The sequence below is a fragment of the Psychrobacillus antarcticus genome (assembly GCF_029533155.1).
Lineage (GTDB): Bacteria > Bacillota > Bacilli > Bacillales_A > Planococcaceae > Psychrobacillus > Psychrobacillus antarcticus.
In genome coordinates this window covers 48,945-70,083 of sequence record NZ_JAIZDB010000025.1, presented here as the reverse complement: position 1 = coordinate 70,083, position 21,139 = coordinate 48,945, and the positions used below count along the sequence as shown (strand labels likewise).

General features: G+C 36.7%; 17 protein-coding genes and 1 pseudogene. 5 read left to right on the top strand and 13 right to left on the bottom strand.

Annotated features, from left to right (window positions below):
- Positions 1-23 precede the first annotated feature (23 nt).
- From meaB to LDK52_RS14295, 4 genes are all read right to left on the bottom strand, one after another.
- Positions 24-1,118, bottom strand: a complete 1,095-nt coding sequence (gene meaB, locus LDK52_RS14310) for a methylmalonyl Co-A mutase-associated GTPase MeaB (protein WP_277586637.1) — start codon at positions 1,116-1,118, stop codon at positions 24-26.
- Complete coding sequence (scpA, locus tag LDK52_RS14305; RefSeq protein ID WP_277586636.1) at positions 1,118-3,277, bottom strand: methylmalonyl-CoA mutase; 2,160 nt, start codon at positions 3,275-3,277, stop codon at positions 1,118-1,120. Before scpA ends, meaB begins: the two co-directional genes overlap by 1 nt.
- Complete coding sequence (locus LDK52_RS14300) at positions 3,264-4,913, bottom strand: methylmalonyl-CoA mutase family protein (protein WP_277586635.1); 1,650 nt, start codon at positions 4,911-4,913, stop codon at positions 3,264-3,266. The genes scpA and LDK52_RS14300 overlap by 14 nt, the downstream gene beginning before the upstream one ends.
- A gap of 167 nt (positions 4,914-5,080) precedes the next feature.
- Complete coding sequence (locus LDK52_RS14295) at positions 5,081-6,301, bottom strand: MDR family MFS transporter (RefSeq protein WP_277586634.1); 1,221 nt, start codon at positions 6,299-6,301, stop codon at positions 5,081-5,083.
- 96 nt (positions 6,302-6,397) lie between these two features.
- Here LDK52_RS14295 and LDK52_RS14290 point away from each other — a divergent pair, with 96 nt between their 5' ends.
- Both LDK52_RS14290 and LDK52_RS14285 read left to right on the top strand, forming a co-directional pair.
- Entirely contained in the window at positions 6,398-8,050 is a 1,653-nt protein-coding gene (locus LDK52_RS14290; protein WP_277586633.1) for an ABC transporter substrate-binding protein, read from the top strand.
- 307 nt (positions 8,051-8,357) lie between these two features.
- A complete protein-coding gene (locus LDK52_RS14285; protein ID WP_277586632.1) occupies positions 8,358-10,145 on the top strand; it encodes a S9 family peptidase in 1,788 nt (595 codons plus the stop codon).
- A gap of 1,202 nt (positions 10,146-11,347) precedes the next feature.
- Here the strand turns inward: LDK52_RS14285 and LDK52_RS14280 are convergent.
- Positions 11,348-11,827, bottom strand: a complete 480-nt coding sequence (locus LDK52_RS14280; protein ID WP_277586631.1) for a DinB family protein — start codon at positions 11,825-11,827, stop codon at positions 11,348-11,350.
- 156 nt (positions 11,828-11,983) lie between these two features.
- Here LDK52_RS14280 and LDK52_RS14275 point away from each other — a divergent pair, with 156 nt between their 5' ends.
- Complete coding sequence (locus LDK52_RS14275; protein ID WP_277586630.1) at positions 11,984-12,586, top strand: hypothetical protein; 603 nt, start codon at positions 11,984-11,986, stop codon at positions 12,584-12,586.
- A gap of 67 nt (positions 12,587-12,653) precedes the next feature.
- On the opposite strand, the gene LDK52_RS14270 is transcribed toward LDK52_RS14275, so the two are convergent.
- Positions 12,654-14,654 carry an ABC1 kinase family protein gene (locus LDK52_RS14270; RefSeq protein ID WP_277586629.1) on the bottom strand — a complete coding sequence of 667 codons (2,001 nt, stop codon included), beginning with the start codon at positions 14,652-14,654 and terminating at the stop codon, positions 12,654-12,656.
- Between the two features lie 118 nt (positions 14,655-14,772).
- Here LDK52_RS14270 and LDK52_RS14265 point away from each other — a divergent pair.
- Positions 14,773-14,874, top strand: a pseudogene (locus LDK52_RS14265) (manganese catalase family protein); the annotation flags it as partial.
- A 63-nt stretch (positions 14,875-14,937) separates the two neighbouring features.
- On the opposite strand, the gene LDK52_RS14260 reads toward LDK52_RS14265, so the two are convergent.
- The 3 genes from LDK52_RS14260 to LDK52_RS14250 all read right to left on the bottom strand — a co-directional run bounded on the left by LDK52_RS14260 (position 14,938) and on the right by LDK52_RS14250 (position 16,257).
- Positions 14,938-15,183 carry a hypothetical protein gene (locus LDK52_RS14260; RefSeq protein WP_277586628.1) on the bottom strand — a complete coding sequence of 82 codons (246 nt, stop codon included), beginning with the start codon at positions 15,181-15,183 and terminating at the stop codon, positions 14,938-14,940.
- 171 nt (positions 15,184-15,354) lie between these two features.
- Positions 15,355-15,657 (bottom strand): hypothetical protein, encoded by a 303-nt coding sequence (locus LDK52_RS14255; RefSeq protein WP_277586627.1) that lies wholly within the window; start codon positions 15,655-15,657, stop codon positions 15,355-15,357.
- Between the two features lie 90 nt (positions 15,658-15,747).
- The gene (locus tag LDK52_RS14250; RefSeq protein WP_277586626.1) at positions 15,748-16,257 is read right to left on the bottom strand and encodes a TetR/AcrR family transcriptional regulator; all 510 of its coding nucleotides are present in this window, start codon (positions 16,255-16,257) and stop codon (positions 15,748-15,750) included.
- 99 nt (positions 16,258-16,356) lie between these two features.
- On the opposite strand from LDK52_RS14250, the gene LDK52_RS14245 reads away from it, so the two are divergent.
- Positions 16,357-17,184 carry an SDR family oxidoreductase gene (locus tag LDK52_RS14245; RefSeq protein ID WP_277586625.1) on the top strand — a complete coding sequence of 276 codons (828 nt, stop codon included), beginning with the start codon at positions 16,357-16,359 and terminating at the stop codon, positions 17,182-17,184.
- 783 nt (positions 17,185-17,967) lie between these two features.
- Here LDK52_RS14245 and mntR read toward each other — a convergent pair.
- The 4 genes from mntR to LDK52_RS14225 form a co-directional block, all read right to left on the bottom strand.
- Positions 17,968-18,378 carry a transcriptional regulator MntR gene (mntR, locus tag LDK52_RS14240; protein WP_277586624.1) on the bottom strand — a complete coding sequence of 137 codons (411 nt, stop codon included), beginning with the start codon at positions 18,376-18,378 and terminating at the stop codon, positions 17,968-17,970.
- Between the two features lie 138 nt (positions 18,379-18,516).
- On the bottom strand, positions 18,517-19,452 hold the full coding sequence (locus tag LDK52_RS14235; protein WP_277586623.1) for a metal ABC transporter substrate-binding protein: 936 nt from the start codon (positions 19,450-19,452) through the stop codon (positions 18,517-18,519).
- Positions 19,453-19,474: 22 nt separating this feature from the next.
- Positions 19,475-20,338 (bottom strand): metal ABC transporter permease, encoded by an 864-nt coding sequence (locus LDK52_RS14230; RefSeq protein WP_277586622.1) that lies wholly within the window; start codon positions 20,336-20,338, stop codon positions 19,475-19,477.
- Positions 20,335-21,078, bottom strand: coding sequence for a metal ABC transporter ATP-binding protein (locus tag LDK52_RS14225; RefSeq protein ID WP_277586621.1), 744 nt, complete (start codon positions 21,076-21,078; stop codon positions 20,335-20,337). Before LDK52_RS14225 ends, LDK52_RS14230 begins: the two co-directional genes overlap by 4 nt.
- Between the last annotated feature and the right edge of the window lie 61 nt (positions 21,079-21,139).

Sequence of the window (21,139 nt, the reverse complement as noted above, 5' to 3'; positions counted from 1 at the left end):
CAAACTAGTTTCATCTTATCAGATTATTCGTTAGTATTCGAGGAAAATAGATCGTCAACCGCTTTGGAAACTGTTATTTTTTCATCTCTTACTAGCTGTTCTAAAGTTGCCATAGATTGCTTTTTAACATTGGATGAAAAAAAGTCATCGTATAATCGATCGACAATCATTGTTTTAAACCATTCCACTGTTTGTTCTTTTCTTCTTTGTTGCCATACAGATTTTTCCTTCATCACTTGTTGGAAATGAAGTATATTCTCCCATACACTATCTAAGCCAATTTTATGCAATGATGATACTGCTAGTGCTGGCGACCTCCAGTTTGGAGTAGATGGTGCTAGAAAATGCAGAATTTGCTTATACTCTGCAACTGTTTTCTTCGCTAGCTTCTCATTAGCTCCATCTGCCTTATGAACAATAATTGCATCGGCAAGCTCCATGATTCCTTTTTTCATCCCTTGTAGTTCATCCCCTGCACCTGTTAGCGCTAATAATAAAAAGAAATCCACCATTCCACGAACAATTGTTTCGCTTTGACCTACGCCAACCGTTTCAACTAAAATCACATCATATCCGGCAGCCTCACATAAGAGCATCGTCTCGCGAGACTTTTTATGCACGCCTCCAAGAGTACCGGCAGCAGGTGAAGGTCTAATAAAAGCATTCGGATGCCTTGCAAGCTCTTCCATTCTTGTTTTATCTCCAAGAATACTACCACCTGTCAAAGAGGAACTCGGATCTATTGCTAATACGGCAACTCTATACCCCTGATCACATAGCATTTTTCCAAATGCTTCGATAAATGTACTTTTCCCTACTCCTGGAACTCCAGTTATCCCAATACGAATACTATCACCCGTAAATGGCAATAAACTTTTTAATAATTGCTGTCCAATAAGCTGTTGATCATTTACAGTACTTTCAATAAACGTTATTGCTTTCGCTAAATGTAGCCTAGAGCCATTTTGAATTTTCCCGATATATTCCTCTTCATCAATTTCAAGAGGCTTTCTTTTGGAGAACTTTTTGATAGAAGCCTTCCCCATACCATCATGTTGCGATTTAATACCACCCATCACATGCATAGAAGATTCGTTATTATTATCTGTTTTTGACATTAACCTTCCACTTCCTCGTAGCCAAGGCGCTTATAAATCTCCTCGATCACTTTTTGTGCAGCAACTGGAATTACTGTTCCTGGTCCGAAAATGGCAGAAGCCCCGTTTTCACGTAGGAAAGCATAATCCTGTGCAGGGATCACACCGCCAACGACAATTAGTATATCTTCTCTTCCAAGCTTAGCTAGTTCCTCTTTCAACGACGGTACTAACGTCATATGCCCAGCAGCTAATGAACTTACTCCAACCACATGAACATCATTTTCTACTGCTTGAAGTGCTGTTTCTGCTGGTGTTTGGAATAGCGGACTAATATCTACATCAAATCCTAAATCAGCAAATGCAGTAGCAATAACTTTTGCCCCGCGATCATGCCCGTCCTGACCCATTTTGGCGATTAAAATACGTGGACGACGACCTTCGTTTTCACGGAAGTCTTCTGCCATTTGTTTCACCGCATTAATCTCTTCTACATCATTAAAGTTTGCACTATACACACCACTCACAGAACGAATCACCGCCTTATGTCTTCCAGCTACCACTTCGATTGCATCTGAAATCTCCCCAATTGTTGCACGTTCTCTAGCCGCCACTACAGCCGCTTCTAATAGATTGGTTTCACCAGTTCTTGCTGCTTCTGTTAATTGAGTTAATGCTTTTTGTACTGCTTTCTCATCACGGTTAGCTTTTACTTCTTCTAAACGCTCCATTTGTTTTTGACGAACAACTGTATTGTCTATATTTAAAATATCAATCGCATCTTCTTGCTCTAAACGATATTTGTTGACCCCAATGATTACCTCTTTTGAAGAGTCAATTTGTGCTTGTTTTTTAGCCGCTGCTTCTTCAATCTTCATCTTAGGTAAGCCTGTTTCAATCGCTTTTGCCATTCCACCAAGTTCTTCTATTTCTTCTATTAAAGTCCAAGCTTTTTCCATTAATTCATTCGTTAGTGTTTCGACATAATATGACCCACCCCATGGATCGATTACTTTTGTCATATTTGTTTCTTCTTGTAGGAATAGTTGTGTGTTTCGAGCAATTCGAGCAGAGAAATCTGTCGGCAATGCAATCGCTTCGTCTAATGCATTCGTATGAAGGGACTGCGTATGACCCATTGCAGCTGCATTTGCCTCTACTAACGTTCTCGTAACATTATTAAATGGGTCCTGCTCTGTTAAACTCCACCCAGACGTTTGAGAGTGCGTGCGAAGTGCAAGTGATTTAGGATTTTTTGGGTCAAAGCTTTGCATCATTTGGGCCCACATTTTCCGAGCAGCACGCATTTTCGCTATTTCCATAAAATAATTCATCCCTATTGCCCAGAAAAATGAAAGTCTTGGTGCAAAAGCATCAATATCTATCCCAGCAGCTAACCCTGTACGAACATATTCTAATCCATCAGCTAGAGTATAAGCTAACTCTATATCCGCAGTTGCCCCCGCTTCTTGCATATGATATCCCGATATTGAAATAGAGTTAAATTTCGGCATTTTTTGAGCAGTATAAGCAAATATATCGGCAATAATTTTCATAGACATCTCTGGAGAATAAATATATGTATTTCGCACCATATATTCCTTTAAGATATCATTTTGAATAGTACCAGCTAACTGTTCAGGAGTTACACCTTGTTCTTCTGCAGTAACGATATAGAATGCCAAAATGGGAAGTACTGCTCCATTCATGGTCATGGAAACTGACATTTGGTCTAACGGAATCCCGCTAAATAATATCTTCATATCTTCAACAGAATCTATTGCAACTCCCGCTTTTCCTACATCTCCGGTAACTCGTTCATGATCTGAGTCATAGCCACGGTGTGTAGCTAAGTCAAATGCAACAGACAGACCTTTTTGTCCCATTGCCAGGTTTCTCCTATAAAAAGCATTACTTTCTTCTGCTGTTGAAAATCCAGCATATTGGCGAACTGTCCATGGCTTCGAAACATACATCGTCGGATAAGGGCCCCTTGTGTTCGGTGCAATACCTGGTAGATCAGTTAAATGAGACAGCGAAGATGAATCTTCTTTGTTGTACAAAGATTTTAAATGAATTCCTTCATTAGTCAAAAAGTCATCAGCTTTCATAGCTTTTGATTTGTTTTCCTTCAGTAACAATTCCTCTATTGATACTTTATCGTAATTAGGCATTGTCATTTGAAACCTCCTTTTTCGCAAGGGCTAACAGTTCAAAGCCTTTTTCAAAAAGGGATTGTCCCGCAAAAATTCTACCGTTTAGTCCAGCCTCTAACCAATCCTCATACTCTTCAGACTTACCAGCCACATCTAGTGGAATAGATATATTTTCGTTGAGTAATGCCGGAATTAGGCCTGCTGTTTGCTCGTCATTTCCGACAAAGACTCCATAATCTATTTCATTTTCGTCAATCCATTTTTGCAAATCAAATGGTTTTAGGTTCTCTGGTGCAACCGTCGTTGTCAAACCAATACAAGTTAAGTATCCACTTATGAAATCCATACGAGCTTTATATTCTTTTAATAAGCCATATGGGAAAATAGCAGTTTTTAATGGATTGTTCAAAAATGCTTGTCTCAATTGTTCAAATGGTTCTGCTAATCGCTTATAGCCTGATTCATTAAGTTTGAATATTAATGAATCATCAGGATTTGCGTAAACATTGGTCCCGATTAAAGATTTTTTGCGTGTTGCAAGTGCGTCGAGCTGTTCCTCCCATTTATACGCTACTCTTTCATTCAATTTAGCCTCTGCTGATTCGATTGAGTTTTCTTTCATTAATTCTAAGAATAATGCCCAAGCTTTCTCAACTAATTGCTTCGTAAGTGTTTCTATATAATAAGACCCGCCTGAAGCATCTATCACGCGCTGAATATGCGTTTCTTCCTTCAAAACTAGTTGCATATTTCGGGCAATTCTTTTAGATGTTGGATTAGCGTTTGTTAATATGTCATGGGGATGACTTGTTACAATATCTGCTCCCCCTAGTACCGCTGCTAACGTACTATTTGCTGCACGCAGAATATTCACAGTTGCATCAAGCGCTGAAAATGATCTTAAGGAAGTTTCTGTGTGTACAGGAATTGCATTAATATCTTCCTGTCCTTGTGCTTCTCCAAAAGCTTTCCAAAGTATGCGGAATGCTCGAATTTTCGCAATTTCCATAAAGAAGTTAGTGTCCACTGAAAATTGAACGAATGCTTTTTCAGTGATTTTCTCTATACTATTTTTTTGAGCCATATTGTCTGCTTGTAATAGAACACTCACTAATTCGCTAACAGCGTCTCCTCCTGCTTGGTGAATAGATGTTCCATCCAAGTAAAGTGTTCTCGTATTAGGAACTTCAGTATTCCCAGCTCCCTTAACAGCACCTTTAATAGTTTTGAATTTATGTATGAATATTGGGTCAACAGATATATCTAGAAGGACTGGATGTTGTTGAAGTAAAGTAGATAATTCTTCTAGTTGTGCATTGTCCCACTGATGATGAGTCTCTAATTTGTAATGAATAATATTATTTCCTTTTGCCAAAGAATCTTTTATATCCTCTAATATATCTTCACTAGTTTTACCAGTCGCTTGCTGTGCAATAAGCCATTCAGATGTTTGTTTAGCACTTCGTACCTTATCGGTTTGATAATTCGAGATTTCTTGCATATCAGCCAACGAATAAAGCGGTTTCAATATTATCTCTTCTAAAGTCTTTGTAGAAAGAGAATCTAATGACTTTCCTTTAAGTGATTTAATGGCAACCTGCTCCCACTCTGCAAGTGTCGCTTCTTTAAATTTGGTTTGTTTCATCTCTTGTATTGTCATAAAATCGCTTTCGCTTCCCCCTCTAGCATAACTTTCACCTAATAACATTTTACCTTAGAAGAGAGATGGAAGAAAGGAAAAGTGTTACCCGTGTAAACACAATTCTAAAACAATTTGGAATTATAATTTATTGGTAGGAAATTTTTGTTTCTTAGACAGGGACGCAATTAATGTGTCTTTCTAAAGAATAATCCTGTGTACAATAAGAAAATTCCAGTCATCAACAAAATCCCTATATATACAGACATCAATGTAGGTATCAAAAAAGCCCCTATGATAATTGTAGAACGAGCGATTAAATCAGCACCACTAAAGGAAAAATTGGAGAACGCAGAATATGAACCACGCTTATCTGCTGGGATCATATTTGCTTGTTCTGCATTTCGCACAGGAGAATAGATTAGTTCACCAAGCGTTGCAATGAAATTAAACAAAATTAATATGTACCATGTGTTTGCGGAAGTGATCGTAATATAGCCAACGCTATATATGATTAAGCCACTTAATAATACTTTTTTCTTACTAAAGCGGTCTGTGAATCTATTTATCAAAAATGTAAAGAGTACAACGAGTAGCATATTCTCGATATTTAGAATACTTAACATATGTACACCCGCAATTTGAAGATCACCAATAACTACACTTTTAAATGTTTCCGCTAAGCGCACACCAATATAACTATTTAAAGTAAACTCTGCTGCAAAGATAAACATGGAACCTATCACTACCTTTACAAAGGGTCGATCCTGAAATGCCACTTTGTAGTTATGAACCAAATCTAGAAAAACATTAGCATGCTTCTTCACCAGCTGATTTGTATGTTCATCTATCAACCAAATTTTATAAGCAATCGGTAAACTTATCGAAGTAAACGTTAACATGGCAAACAATTCAATTTGGTGATTAATATACAATAAACCACCAAGTGCAGCACCTATTGCCATTGATAAATTGACAAGCCAATAATCAAGCGCATATACTTCTTTTCTATTTTCAGGGGTAGTTGAGTCGATAATAATGGCATGCATAGCAGGACGACCAAGACTACTCGCAACAATATAAGCAACATAGGCTAATGCAAATAGCCAGATGATATTCTTTTCAGGAAATAAACTTATTGTCATCACTAAAAAGGTCAAAGCGCTTATAAATGAAGTCAGTACTAATACACGCTTCCTTGGAAATCGATCGGAAATGTAACCACCAACTAAATTTACAAAAAAGCTAATGAAAACAGTACATATTAAAAAGACCCCCGCCCAAACTTTGTTCGTTTCTTGGGCAAAAAATAATGCCATGAATGGCATTACCGCAGACGATACTGCGCGATTAAAAAAAGATGTAATTAAGCGAACTTTAATATTCCGTGGATAGTTTTTCCATTTCATATTGTCACCCCTCCTTGTCTTATGTATATTAAAGTAGACTTAATATTTATTAAATAGACAGATTATATTATTACGTCCTCTTTTAAGGAGGTTTCAATGGATAAGCATTTACTAACTTTATGGAAAGCCATCTCATCTGGACCAATCAAACAGATCGAAATAGCTGATTTACTCCAAATAAGTTCAAAGCAAACGACACGATACATTCAAAAATGGTCTACGGATTGTTGGCTAACGTTTACTTCCGGTCGTGGTAGGGGTAATATTTCAAATCTACATTGGTTAAAAAATGTGGAAGCTATTTTCGAGGACAATCTCATGAAGATAATTGATGAGCAACCTGTTGAAATTAGTAGTAAGTATTTATTATGGGACTGGTCAACTGATAGTAAATTGCGATTGTTGAAAAAATTCAGCTCCAAATTTGGTTATGTTCAAAGTACGAAAGACAAGCTGATTGTGCCACGAAAAAATCCTTTTTTGACGATCCATCCCTTAGAAGCTGCGGATGTACATAGTGCCAATATAGTAGCAACAATTTTTAACCGGTTAGTATCGATTGACGAAAATGGGGTTGTCTCCCCCGAACTTTCACATAGCTGGGACTTGCAAAATAACAGGATTCGGATTTATTTGAAGAAAGATATTAAATTTCATGATGGCTCCGTTTTAACTGCAGATATTGTAGTTAACTGTTTAGAAAAGCTGCAGAATCATCCCTTTTATCAAAATCTGTGGAAGCCAGTAAAAAAAATAGTTGCAGTAACATCATTAGTAATAGATATTAACTTCTCTTGCAGTTGTAGTTATTTTTTACAAATGCTTGGTTCGATAAATGCTAGTATTTATAAAGAAACTGAAAATCATCTATACGGAACAGGAAGTTTTTACGTCCAAGAGAATAATGAACAGAAAACTGTCATACTGGCCTTTAAAGATTATTACGGGGAAAGAGCGTTACTAGATGCAGTAGAATTCGTACAAGTACCAAAGGATTATGACGTCGTTTATCGTTCATCAGTAGTTAAAAAAGACGACCAGACGTTTGCTGTAGACAGTGATTCTGGCTTTGGAGTAGTGCTAATGAACACTTATAGAAACACTGCTATCCAGCAAAAGGAAGTACGCGATTATATACACTATATAATATCAAAATATCGTCATGAAATAAGCCAAGTAGATTGCCGATACTCTCCGAATCATCAAGGTTGCCTAATCGGACAAAGCAAAATATATAAAATACCCAAAGTGAAAAAGCCTGAATTTACGAAACCACTTGTTTTGAAAATAGTAAATTATACAGAAAATACAACTTTGTGGTTAAAAGATATATTGCAAAAAGAGGGCATTCCTATCGAGTTAAAGTGGGTGTCATTTAAAGATACAATTGGAAAAACTAGCGATAATGAACAGGTTGACCTTTTTATACACGGGGAAGTCTTCGAAATGAATCAAAATTTTTCCTTTTTCTCTTTTCTTCAAAATGGGCATTCCTCATTAGCAGAAATAGTAAATAGAGAAGTAAATATAAGAGATCATTTGACCGAATATTCCAATACACCGTTTCAGGATTGGACAGATTTAAACTTAACTATCGAAAAAACACTTATTGAAAACTCCATCCTAATCCCGCTGTACTATTCTAAACGGCAAATCCCATTCTCAGCAGATTTGATGAATATTAATATGAAACATTTTGGGTATGTGGACTTTTCGAAATTATGGGTACGACCGGAAATTAGAGAATAAAATATACCATTTTCAAAAGATCAAGCAGCAAAACGTAATAAGTAATTCTTTTCCACTTGTCTGTTCTGCACACCACAATATCTGTCTATTAATGGAAAGCACACGTGTAAAAAATAACCAAAGTGAGCTGAAAAGCATGTCTATTTTCTGTCCAAAAATACTTGAGGAGGATTCAACTCTCGTCTCATAGGAACTTTTTTTACGCATTATTAATATTTAGATTACAATAAATATTTAGTTAAATTACCCATAATTAACTGTTTTTTATGATAAAATATAAAAATCTTAATAGAATTGGGGAATGGAAATGGTAAAATTCGAAAAGCCAGAAGTAGAGCAATTTTTTCAAACATTAACTGTAGAAAATTTCACGGTTAGTCCTGATGAAAAACAACTTGTTATTAGTAGCAACTTGAACGGTCACTTTAACATATGGGGAATGGATTTACCAAGTCAATTTCCATACCCACTTACGTTTAATAATCAAAGTGTAGACTTTTTAACGTACGCTAAAACTGGTGAGTTTATGGTTGCTGGTTTTGATACAGACGGTGATGAAAATACACAAATGTATGCTCTTTCTCCTCAAGGCGGAAAACTTGTTTCACTCCGTAGTAAAGAGGGAGAACGTCATTTCTTCAACTATTTGTCGAATGATGGTAAACGTCTGTACTATTCCACAACAATAGGAAATCCAACGTATCTTAATAGTCATTTGTATGATATAGAAACTGGAGAAGACAAAATTTTACTTGAAGGAAGTATTGCCCCTACCTCTATCGAAGCTTTTTCTTCCAAAGAAAAATCATTTGTGTCAAGTAAGCAATTTGGAAATACACACTCTTTAGCTTATATCCATATCGGTGACGAGATTCTTTCACTAACTCCTGAGACGAAAGAACAGCATACGGTTTCAGAAGTGCTCTACACCTCCGAGTCAGAAGTCTATTTTTTAACAAACTATAATGCAGATTTAACCTATTTAGCAAAGTTTGACATAGAAGCAAAGGAATTTATGAAAGTGTTAGAAATCCAGAATGAAGATTTTTCTAGTATCCATTTTTCTGAGAAAACAGATAGCCTCTATATAGTTGGTTCATATGGAGTAGAAGATCGTTTTTATGAATACCATCTTAAAAATGAAGAACTAAACAATGTTAAAACACCGACAACTGTCCTTGAGAAAGTAATAGTTATGCCTACTGGTAATCTATATATTCAAGGACGTACTTCTACAAGACCAAATAATATATTCGTTTCAAGAGATAAAGGTGAATCTTGGGAGGAATTAACTCAATTCCGTATTCCAGGGGTTTCAGAAGAGATGCTGGTAGAACCAACTGTTGTAACTTACCCATCTTTTGATGGTCTAGAAATTGAAGCTCTACTATTCAAAGCTAAAGAAGAATTTTCCAATGGTCATGTCATTCTATGGCCACATGGTGGTCCTCAATCCTTGGAGAGAAAATGGTTTCGTTCGATGTTCCAATTCCTCCTCAATAGAGGGTATTCCATTTTCGCTCCAAACTTCCGTGGTTCTTCTAACTATGGTTTAAAGTTCATGAAATTAGTGGAAGGAGACTGGGGGCATGGCCCACGTCTCGATAATATCGAAGGCTTAGAATGGTTGATAAAAGAAGGATATGTGGACAGAGATAAAATTCTCCTCCTTGGTGGTAGTTATGGTGGTTATATGTCCCTTTTACTTCATGGACGTCATGCTGAGTACTTCAAGGCAGTAGTAGATATATTTGGTCCAAGTAATCTATTCTCCTTTGTAGAATCAGTGCCCGAGTTTTGGAAGCCGTTCATGATTCAATGGGTAGGTGACCCAGTAAAAGATAAGGAGAAGTTTATAGAGGACTCCCCTATTACTTATTTAGATGGAATGACAAAACCTATGCTTGTTATCCAAGGAGCAAATGATCCCCGGGTTGTACAAAAAGAATCTGACCAAATTGTCGCAGCTCTAAAGGAAAAAGGCAGAGATGTAGAATATATAGTACTACCAGATGAAGGTCATGGCTTTTCGAAAAAACAAAATGAAATATTGGTATATGGTAAACTGTTGGAATTCTTAGATCGTTTTATTTAAATAAGAAAAACCGGGCAAAAAAACGCCCGGTCCTCTAAAAATAAAAACGTAGATATGCCGTTGATTTCCGCTACGAGCGGACGCTTTCCGTGGGCACGGCTTCAGCCGCTTCCCTCGCTTACGCTCAGTCCAGGGTCTTCAGCTCGCGCTGTTCCCACTGGAGTCGCCGCTCTGCGCTCCAATCAACTAGGTCCACTTTATATAATACTACCCCTAATTCAAGAGTCCGTTTTACCCCTCTAGTAACTTTGCATACGCTTATCATCAAAGCGATAGGCTATGCAGATCTACTAGTGGAGTACTACTCATTTAATTGATTGTAGTGGAATGTGGCGACTCCAGCGGGAACAGCGAGAAAGTCGAGACCCCGCAGGCAGCGTACGAGGAGGCTCGGCCTCGCCCGCGGAAAGCGTCCACATGTAACGGAAATCAGTAGTATTATGCATTCTTAAAAGTTCTGTAAAACTAGTGTTCATGCTGTATTTTTATATACTTTCTTATCTTTTAAGAAAAACCGGGCAAAAAAGATGCCCGGTCCTTTAGGTTCTAAACCAATTTCTACTGTTTTCTAAGGACTTTGGACGGACTTATTGCTATATAATTACCGTATTATTTTTTAAAGATGCTAGTCGTGACTGAAGTCACGACTAGCATCTTTTTTTCTCGGTAATCTTATGGCCATTGACTGTCCTACGCCCTTCTACAACTTTTAGAAACAGGTAAGTACATTTTTGGGTAACTAGAGAAAAGAACCATTCCTATTCATAGTAGAAGCTCACGAAGAGGCAATTTCGTTCGCAATCTCAATTATTTATTAGTGAACACTTACTATTTCTCTTTATTTCCACTTGAATAAAAGAACCTGCTTTTTTTCATCCTCATTTCAACATAAAATTTCTAAATTAAAAGATGAATGTATCACTATATTAACTTTTAACTTATTAACTTTAACCAATATTATTGTTATCAGGCGATAAGCTAAGCTATATCTTTTTTGTTGAGTACTCTCACTTAATAGAGGCGTTGCCACAGGACGTGGCGCCCTTAGCCTTTGTTCTCCACATGTAACGGATCAATAGTACTATTCATTCTTTAAAAGTTCTGTAAAATCAATGTTCATGCTGTATTTCTATATACTTACCTTTTAAAAAAGTGTCTGTGAAGGGAATTTCCCTCTGCCGACACTTTTTTATTGGACTCGATTATCCCTGTTGTTGTTCTTTTGTTGGCCCCATTACACCAGGCACAGGAAGTCCGGCTTGGCGAAGGAGTACAGTCATTTGACCGCGGTGGTGAGTTTGATGATCGATAAGCCCACGTAGCAAAGCTCCTCTAGTTGTTTCTCCTGCAAAGCTTTCAATCTTCTCAACCATTTTCTCATCTGTTAGATTGCTTTCTGCTTCACGCTTTACAGCTTCCACAATTCTTTTATATGTTTCTACAATATCAATTACTTTAACTTGTTCTTTTTTCTCCTCAATTGCTGAGTTTACATCTAATCCTACTAAACCTGCAAAAAATGCTGGACTCGTTGCAAGATGCCACCCAATCCAACCAAGCGTGCTATGTCCTTCTACGATTGCTTGATCTAATTTTTCATCAGATAATGATTGGAGAACTCTAAGCGTTCCCTCTGCTGCAACAGACCAATCTGCTATAAAATCATTTACTGTTCTATACAATTATACCGACTCCATTTCGTAAATAATATCTTCTCACGGTAAATAGTATACCTGTATTATTCAACTTTAGTAATCTGGAGCATTTATTAAGACATATTTTACTTTCCAGTCTGCATAAACTAGTAGATACGTTCCAATTACGAAAGGAGATTTACTTTGGCAGATCATACGCAGCAACCTTTTTACCAACGATGGGGCTTTCTTTTGTGTCTATTATTTATAGGAATAGTGATTTTAATAAATATAATTGATCATACTGGAAAACCAGAAACAAATATAGTCAACGCTTCGAACTCACCCTTTTACAAGAAAATGGCTAAAGAAGAGCTAAAAGAAAAAATGGCACAAAGCAACAAAACTCCCGAAGTAATTGCTGCGGAAATAATTATGACCAATTTTGGAACAACGAATATAGAAAAGGAAAATGCTGTGCTTTCCTCGAGATTTGAAAGTGGTGTAGTCGAAACAATAGCGCTGGAAGAAAAGTTTGCCTCTGCTGAATCCTTAAAACGTTCTATGTTGAACAATACAGTAGAATTTATGAAGGCTATGAAGTCACAAGAAGAAGTTACTCAAGCTACCTTAATCGTACAAGCCCCACTCACAGATCGTTACGGCAATGTGGAAATTGATGATGTTATGGTAGTGCTAATGAGCAGAGAAACATTAATTAAAATAAACTTTAATAACTTCCATCCAGAAAATCTCTCAGCAGTTGCAGATAGCTACTGGGAGCATCCTGCTTTGACAACTAAATAATATGGTATTTTAAAAACACAACCCCCACTTCAAAATGGAAATGGGGGTTGTGCTTTTCTATTTAAGATTACTTCTCACTTTTCAATAATCGTATAGCCTGTATAGATAGTCGTACGAGTAATACTGCACATAAAAATAATCCAACATACGCAGCAGTGTTCATATAAACTGCAAATTCTGCTTCTATAAATTGTCCAATCGCTAATAATGCAACCGATATTATTCCAAAGGTAATGCCGACCATTAATAAGACGAATCGGGAAAATAATTGCGTGATAAACATGGAATTACTCTTATCCGAAAAAATATCATGATGCAATGTTATTTTTCCACTTTCCACTCGTTGAATGAGATGATCCACTCGTCTTGGTATTTTCCGTATGGTAGGTAAAAGTAAAGCAAATTCCTCTTCCAAACGTTCGAAGGTCTGTTTTGGTTCCTTGAATGGTTTTTTCCATAACGAAGCCATATATTCAGTAGAATATTCTTTTGCTTCATTAAAAATATCAAAGTCACTTTTTATCATGTGTAATGTACCGTCGAGTGTGACTAAAGCTCTTAGTGCAATTCCTACGGATGGATAGAAAGATAACCCGAATTTATTGACCACTTCAAAAAATGCAAGAATCAGTTCCTCGGTAGGAATATGCGAAATATAAGAGATTCTTAATAATAATTGCGCCATAGCATGTTCCAATTTGTCACGCTCAATATGATCTACATCCTCCACCAATAGAGAAAGTGCATCAAATAATATATCCGAATCATTATGTTGAATGCCTAATAAAAATAACTTCAAACCTTCCTGCTGAGGTTTAGCTAAACGGCCCACAGCTCCAAAATCTAAGAAAATAGGAGTCCCGTCAACATCATCTATAAAGATATTGCCGGGGTGCGGATCCGCATGGAAAATGCCAGAATACAGTAGCTGATCAAAAAACGAATATAAGACAGTCCTGGCAAATTGTTCTCTGTCTGTTCCTAGCGAACTGAAAAGTGTATCTCCATTTGCTACACTTTGTCCATGAACATATTCAAACACGATTAAATGATCATTACTTAGTTCAGTATATATATGAGGTATTTTCACTTTATACGAACTACCTTTTAAGGCTGTTGTTACTTGAAGCGCATTTCGCATTTCAATTTCAAAATCAACTTCTTCTCTTAGATTTTCCGCAAATCCTATTGCAAGCTCACGAAAGCCAAGCTTTTCAGCCCATGCTGATTTTTCAGAGAACCACGTAGCAAAATCTACCAATATATTTAAATCATCTCGCATAATGTCTTTTATATCAGGTCGTAAAATTTTCACTACCACTTCTTTATTGTTTGACCGAAGAATCGCTTTATGTACTTGACCTATTGATGCAGAGGCGATAGGTGTTAAATCGAACTCAGCAAACATGTCCTCCAATTTATAGGGGAGATATTTTACTAAAATAGAATTTACTTGTTCATTTGTTAACGGCCTAACATGTTGCTGAAGTGATTCTAATTCTTTTACGAAAGCTGCAGGTAAAATATCACTCCTTGTAGACAGAACTTGACCAAACTTTACAAAAACACCACCAGATTGCTCCAAAGTATCTTTTAATGCTTTAGCGAGTTCACGCTCACTTTCTTTTAATTTAGAGTATTTAATCGTTCGAGAAATACCATTTTTCATTGCAATTTGAACCACTTGTCTCAACCTTCTCTGACCACGCCATTGATTACGTAGGCGAATCCATATTGACTTATTCCCTGATACTCTTTGCCCCTTATCTCCAATAGCCATAGGGTCAAATAGTTCAAAGAAAAGGTAAAGTAACATAGATATTAATAACATACTTCCAATCCATACAATAGTTCGGACGTCCATAAAGGTGTATACAAAACTTTCCGACATGAAATCTGTTCCACGTAAGTAGGCATACCAATAGACAAAGGAAGTAAAGAACACACTTATAAAAACTGCCAAAAGTCGTTTGATCAGGTTAATTTGCGAACCCATCAAACGGCCACTTACAAAAAAGATGAAGCCAGAAATAATTAGAATTTGAAATAATATCTTCACATAAATCACCTATAGCACGCCCCTTTCATTCACCCTAACTCTATTCCCTTTCTTTCATTCTATTAATCTTTCCACTCTTTCACAATGTAAACTTCACTAATTTCATATATAAAGCTAATTATGTAATGGTGAACTAACAGTTACTGATCCACCCACTGGCTTTCCAGTTCCATTAATGCCAGAAATGCCAAATGAACACGGCACAGGACTAGGTGATATCCAGTCTTAATGATTAACTAAAAACTCAAGTAAATATTTTACTTGAGTTTTTTTGTCGTTTGAAAATTAATAGCTACTCTTCTTGTATAAACTTCACTACATCATACTGGCAATTATGACAGACCATTAAATGTGGGCATATTTGATCTTTGGCGGTGTTTGGATAGCCATCTCCCATTTTTACGGTCTCTTCATCATTATAATGACCGTACGGATCTAAAAAATCTGATACCTTACCCGCGTCCTCTAACTGATTATTACAACTTGGGCAATTTATATCTAATACTTTTAATGAGTTACATAAAGGACACTGTGCCATATGTATCTATCTCTCCTTTTGACCTTCCCGCTTAGTATTCATTTGTCTATTAATATTATACAAATGAAAACAAAGATAATAATTTGAACTGAAGTCAAAGTTAGGAGAGCATACTTGTAAGAACTTTGGGCAATAAATGGTGATTGTCAATCTTCTAATCCAACGGTTGCCTTATTCTAATAATATCTTTAACACTGGTGGCAATAATAATATAGCGATGGAACTTAAAATAAGTATTTGTGATACTTTCTTTGGTAGTTTTTCTCTCCCTTTCCCCTGATACCATCCACTGAATTGCAATTTATTTCTATATAGAACAAAGAACGAAATAAAAATGGAAATAAAGCCAATCGAGCCATAGGTTTCTGTATTAATACCCATAGCTAAATATATCTCATTTAAAAAATATCCCAAAAAACTACACACTATGAAATACAAAACAATAATTCTTATTAACTCCAGTAAAGTTCTCATTTTTAATCCCCGTCTGTTCATTATAGATTCTACTAATTTCAATAAAATTTCATTTATTTCAGTTCAGTTAATTAACAATATATCGTACTTTTATATTTCATAGCCTATTCTGTTTGTCCAATTTGTCAATCCAATCTTTAGTAGCTTTTCAGCTGCTTCTGCAGGACTCATGATAAAACCATCTTTTACCCAAAAGGTTAAATATCCAGTTGTGCCGTAGCTTGCAAATATCGCATAATCCTTGTCATCGAATATTAGTAGTAAATGTGCTGCAAGTTTGTTAGATAGTTTTTGAATAGCATTCGTATCTGCAAACTCATATTCATAAAAAGAACGAAATGTAAAAATATGTTCACATAAGTGAAGTGTCATTGGCTTTCCCCACTCGTTGAAGTCCTTTTCATAAAATGATAAAAATCGGCCATTTAACTTCCGTCTTACATCTTCCATTAGCTCATATTTATCTGCAAAATGCAGGTAAAATGTAGAGCGAGAAAACCCTGCCTTTTGAATAATTTCTTTTACAGACAATTCTTCAAAACTTTTCTCGTGTAACAACTGTAAAAATGCTTCAATGATCGTTTCTTTTCCTATTTTCAATTGTGACACCCCTCTGGACATTTTGAGTGAAACTGTCTTGTTATTTCGATGACGAATGCGTTTACAATAATGGTATAACAAGCATAGGAGGAAGTAAACATGACAAAACACGTTTATGTAATTACAGGTGGTTCTGGTGGAATGGGTAAAGCAACTGCTGAACTAGTTGGTAAAAAAGGAACTGTATTATTAGCTGATGTATCGGAAGAGCGTTTGGTTCAAACGAAAGAAGAACTAGCGGCAAAAGGTATTACAGACGTTCACTACCAAACAGTTGATATTACTTCAAAAGAAAATGTTGCTGCCTTAGCTGAAAAAGCTTCCCAATTAGGTACATTGAAAGGGCTTGTTCACACGGCTGGATTATCACCTACAATGGCAGATTCAAAGCGAATTACTGAAGTCAACTTAGTAGGTACAGGAATTATTCTCGATGCCTTCCTTCCATTTGCAACTTTGGGTACTTCTGTAGTTTGTATCTCATCTATGAGTGGTCACATGGCTCCTCGACAAGGTCCTTATACAGAAATCTTAAAACAACCATTAGCAGATAATGTAATTGAAGTAATGGAACAATTTTCACAAGGAGACTCAGGTGCATCGTATAGTCTCTCAAAATTAGGTGTACTTCTAATTGTGGAAGACCAAGCATGGGCTTGGGGAGAAAAAGGTGCTCGTATCACATCGATTTCACCAGGGACTATTAATACACCTATGGGTCGTCAAGAAGCCTCTCAACAAGAGCAGATGAAAATGATGCTAGAAATCACACCTTTACGACGTGAAGGTGAAGCATCAGAAATTGCTTCAGCTGTTGAATTCCTACTTAGTGATGCCGCTTCATATATTACAGGTACCGACTTACGTGTTGATGGTGGTACTATTGCTAACTTAAATAGAGTACAAGGATTAAAAAACCAAGGATAAGAATGGCTTTTACTTAATAGTAGATGGAGAATTTTCTTCTCCCTCTATTTTTTTAAAAGATAAGAAAGTATATAAAAATACAGCATGAATACTGGTTTTACAGGACTTTTAATGCATGAATGATACTACTGATTTGCGTTTCAGGTGGACGCGTTTCGCGGGGTGAGCGATGAGCTATCACCGTCGCTAGCGCGTCGCTGTGATATCTCATCTGTCTCACTCATCCCGCAGAAGTCGCCACCCTTCACTTCAATCAATTAAGTGAGTAGTACTGTACTTAAAGATTTAGCATAGCCTCTCGCTCAGACGATAATAGTAATCAAAGTTAATATAGGGATAAAACAGTCTGATGAATTAGAGATATTATGCTATAACGTAAAATGTAGAAAGTGGATTTTCTTTGATATGAGTCCCTTTCAGCCTTACATATTTTAAGATGAAACATCTATATTGTATATTTAAGTGGTTTTATAGCCAATTATCCGTTTATAAAAAGTGGATTTAATTGATTGGAGCGCAGAGCGGCGTCTCCAGTGGGAACAGCGCGAGCTGAAGACCCTGGACTGAGCGTAAGCGAGGGAAGCGGCTGAAGCCGTGCCCACGGAACGCGTCCGCTCGGAGCGGAAATCAATTTCATATCTACATTATTCTTTTTAGAAGACCTGGCGTTTTTTTGCCTGGTTTTTCTTATTGTTAAAATACATTTTAGTAGTTAATGAGCATTCCCTGTGTTAGACACAACTCCAGGAAAATTCAGAATTGCTTCTTACATAAGGTCTTCATTTATTCCTTCCGAATCTTATTCAACTCTTCAAGTCTAGCGGAATCTTCTTCGAAATATTGAACAAGATTTTCAATTTTTATTATAGAACTCTTACTCATATGATGCTCGATTCCTTCAACATCCTTATATATATTTTCTTCATTAACCCCAATAATCCTTAAAAATCTTTCTAACAATTCGTGTAGGTCTACTAGACGTTTCCCCATATTGCTTCCTTTTGTAGTTAATATTAAGGGTTTATACTTTTCGGAGACTAAATATCCCTCTTTATCCAGTCTTTGAACCATTTTTGTGACTGATGAAGGATTAACCGACATAGCCTCGGCGATATCTGATACTCGTGCGTAGCCTTTACTTTCGATGAGCAAATAAATTTCCTCCAGATAATCCTCCATGCTCGGTGTAGGCACTTCAGGCCCTCCTTTACAATAGTACCTTCAAAATTTCAGACTATCGTATGATTTTCTTATTAAACCTATAAATGAATTGTTCCTTATAACTTCTTCTTGTTCCATGTACAGTAATCATATCCATATATTTTCATATGCTTATTTTCCAGTTAATCCACTTAAAATAATATCAATATTCCATTCCATCATTTTGATATAGGTGTCTCCGTCCTCTCCTGGTTTACCAATGGAGTCAGTGAAAATTTTCCCGTAAATCGGAACACCAGTTTCATTAGAAACCATTTCCATGCTACGAGGATCTAAACTTGTTTCAACAAATAAGACTGGGTCTTTTTTCGAACGAATGAAATCAACAACGGTCTTTACTTGCTCAGGTGATCCTTGGTTTTCTGCGTTAATTTCCCAGATGTAGGCAGCTTCAAAATCATATGCTTCAGAGAAATATTTAAATGCCCCTTCGCTTGTTATCAACAATCGTTGCTCCCCGGGAATTTCACTAAAACGTTTTACAGCCTCCTGATGTAGTTTCTCCAGTTTCAAGATATATTCTTTCGCATTTTTTTCATAAACATCGGCATGTTCTGGGTCAACTTTTATCAACCCATTTTTTACATTCTCCGCATACTTAATGCCATTTCGAACGTCTAACCATGCATGCGGATCTTCTTCTGATTCTTTTCCCTTGGATGTCAAATGTTTCGGCTCTACTCCTTCACTTAAACGAAATACCGGTGCCTCAATTCCCGTTTTACCTGCAGTAAGCAGCAACTTTTCAAACCAGGAGTTCCCTCCTTCTAAATTTAGCCCATTGTAAAAGACCACATCTGCATCCGTTGTCAGTTGTACATCCTTTGGAAGTGGATCATATTCGTGTGGATTCGAACCAACTGGCGCCAATGTATGAACTTCTACACGATTACCACCAACATTCTTCACGATATCGTAAATAATGGAGTAAGTGGCAATAACTTGAATTTTATCATTTTTATCTTTCACTGCATTTACGTCTGCTTTTCCACAAGCCGCCATAACAAGAACCAACGAAAGACTCATTAAAAGTTTAAAAATTTTCATCTAAATCCTCCATTATATTTTATTAACGAGATAGAATTTCTCTTTTTCGAACATTCTTAATAGCACGCCACACCAAGCCTTGTTTGGGTGAAAATACAAATGCAAGAATAAATAATACTGTGGCCGCAAGAACTATTGCTGCACCTGATGCTAAATTGTAGGTATAGCTGAAATACAATCCAAATATGGATGATAACACGCCGATTCCTGCCGAAAGATAGAGCATGACCCAAAGACGATTTGTCAACAAGTATGCAGTCGCAGCTGGAGTGATAAGCATAGCTACCACAAGTACAATTCCAACTGTTTGGAGGGAAGCAACGGTCACCAGTGTCAAAAGTGTCATTAAGAAGTAATGAATTACTCTTGTTGGTAACCCATATGCCGCAGCCATAGTTGAATCGAACGAACTAACGAGAAGTTCTTTGTAAAAGGCATAAACGCATACTAGAACAAATATTCCGATAAACAATGTTGACCACATTTCCGATGCTCGAACTGCAAGCACGTTTCCGAATAAAATATGATACAAATCCGTACTACTTTTCATAAGTGTAATCATAATAATCCCCGAAGCAAATGCAGCGGTGAACATAATTCCAATTGAAACATCGTTTTTTATCCGGCTGTTCTGACTTATAAAACCAATACCAAGTGAGGTCAGCACCCCGGTTAATACCGCTCCAAAAAAGAAGTTAATCCCGAGCATGTAGGACAATGCAACGCCTGGTAGCACGGCATGAGAAATCGCATCCCCCATCAGAGCCATTCCTCTCAAAATAATGAAACAACCGATCACCCCGCAAATAATCCCAACCATAATGGAGGTAGTCAATGCTTTTTGTAAAAATCCATAATACATAAGGGCATTAATGAAATTTATCATGCCTTCACCTCTAGATTTGTCAAAGAGGAAAATTGATTGTTATACGCCTTATCTAGTACTTCTGGTCGAATAACTTTCTCAACTACTCCGAAGTCAATGAGTTCTTTGTTCAAAAGGATTAGTTCATTGAAATAATCAGTGGCTTTACTTAAATCATGATGAACGACAACGACGGTTTTTCCAATATCACGAAGTTGCTTCAATATCGAAATGATCGTTTCTTCACTCGTAACATCGACACCAACAAATGGTTCATCAAGTAAATAGATTTCAGGCTTTTGCGCCAATGCTCTTGCAAGAAATACTCTTTGTTGTTGCCCTCCAGAGAGTTCTCCAATTTGCCGATTGTAAAATTCTGTCATTCCTACTTTTTCCAAACATTCATATGCAAATGCTTTGTCTACTTTCTTCGGGCGTTTAAATACACCTAAGTTTGGATATGTGCCGAGTAGCACCGTATCAAAAACAGTAATGGGAAAATCCCAGTCAATGCTGCTTCGTTGTGGAACATAAGCTACTTTTGTCCTCATTTCCTTAATCGTCTTACCTAGAATTGCAACCTCCCCTTTTTCCTTTTGAATAAGATTTAATAACGCTTTTAATAATGTCGACTTCCCAGCACCATTTGGTCCAATTATTCCTACTAATTTTCCTTCTTCAACTGTGAAACTGACATTTTTCAAAGCCTCACTACCGTAGTAGGAAACATATAATTCTTTTACAGCAATGGCTGTCTTCACAAATAACCCCTCCTATGCTAATAATTAATGCCCTAAATTTGCACAAGGGCAATTTTCTTTA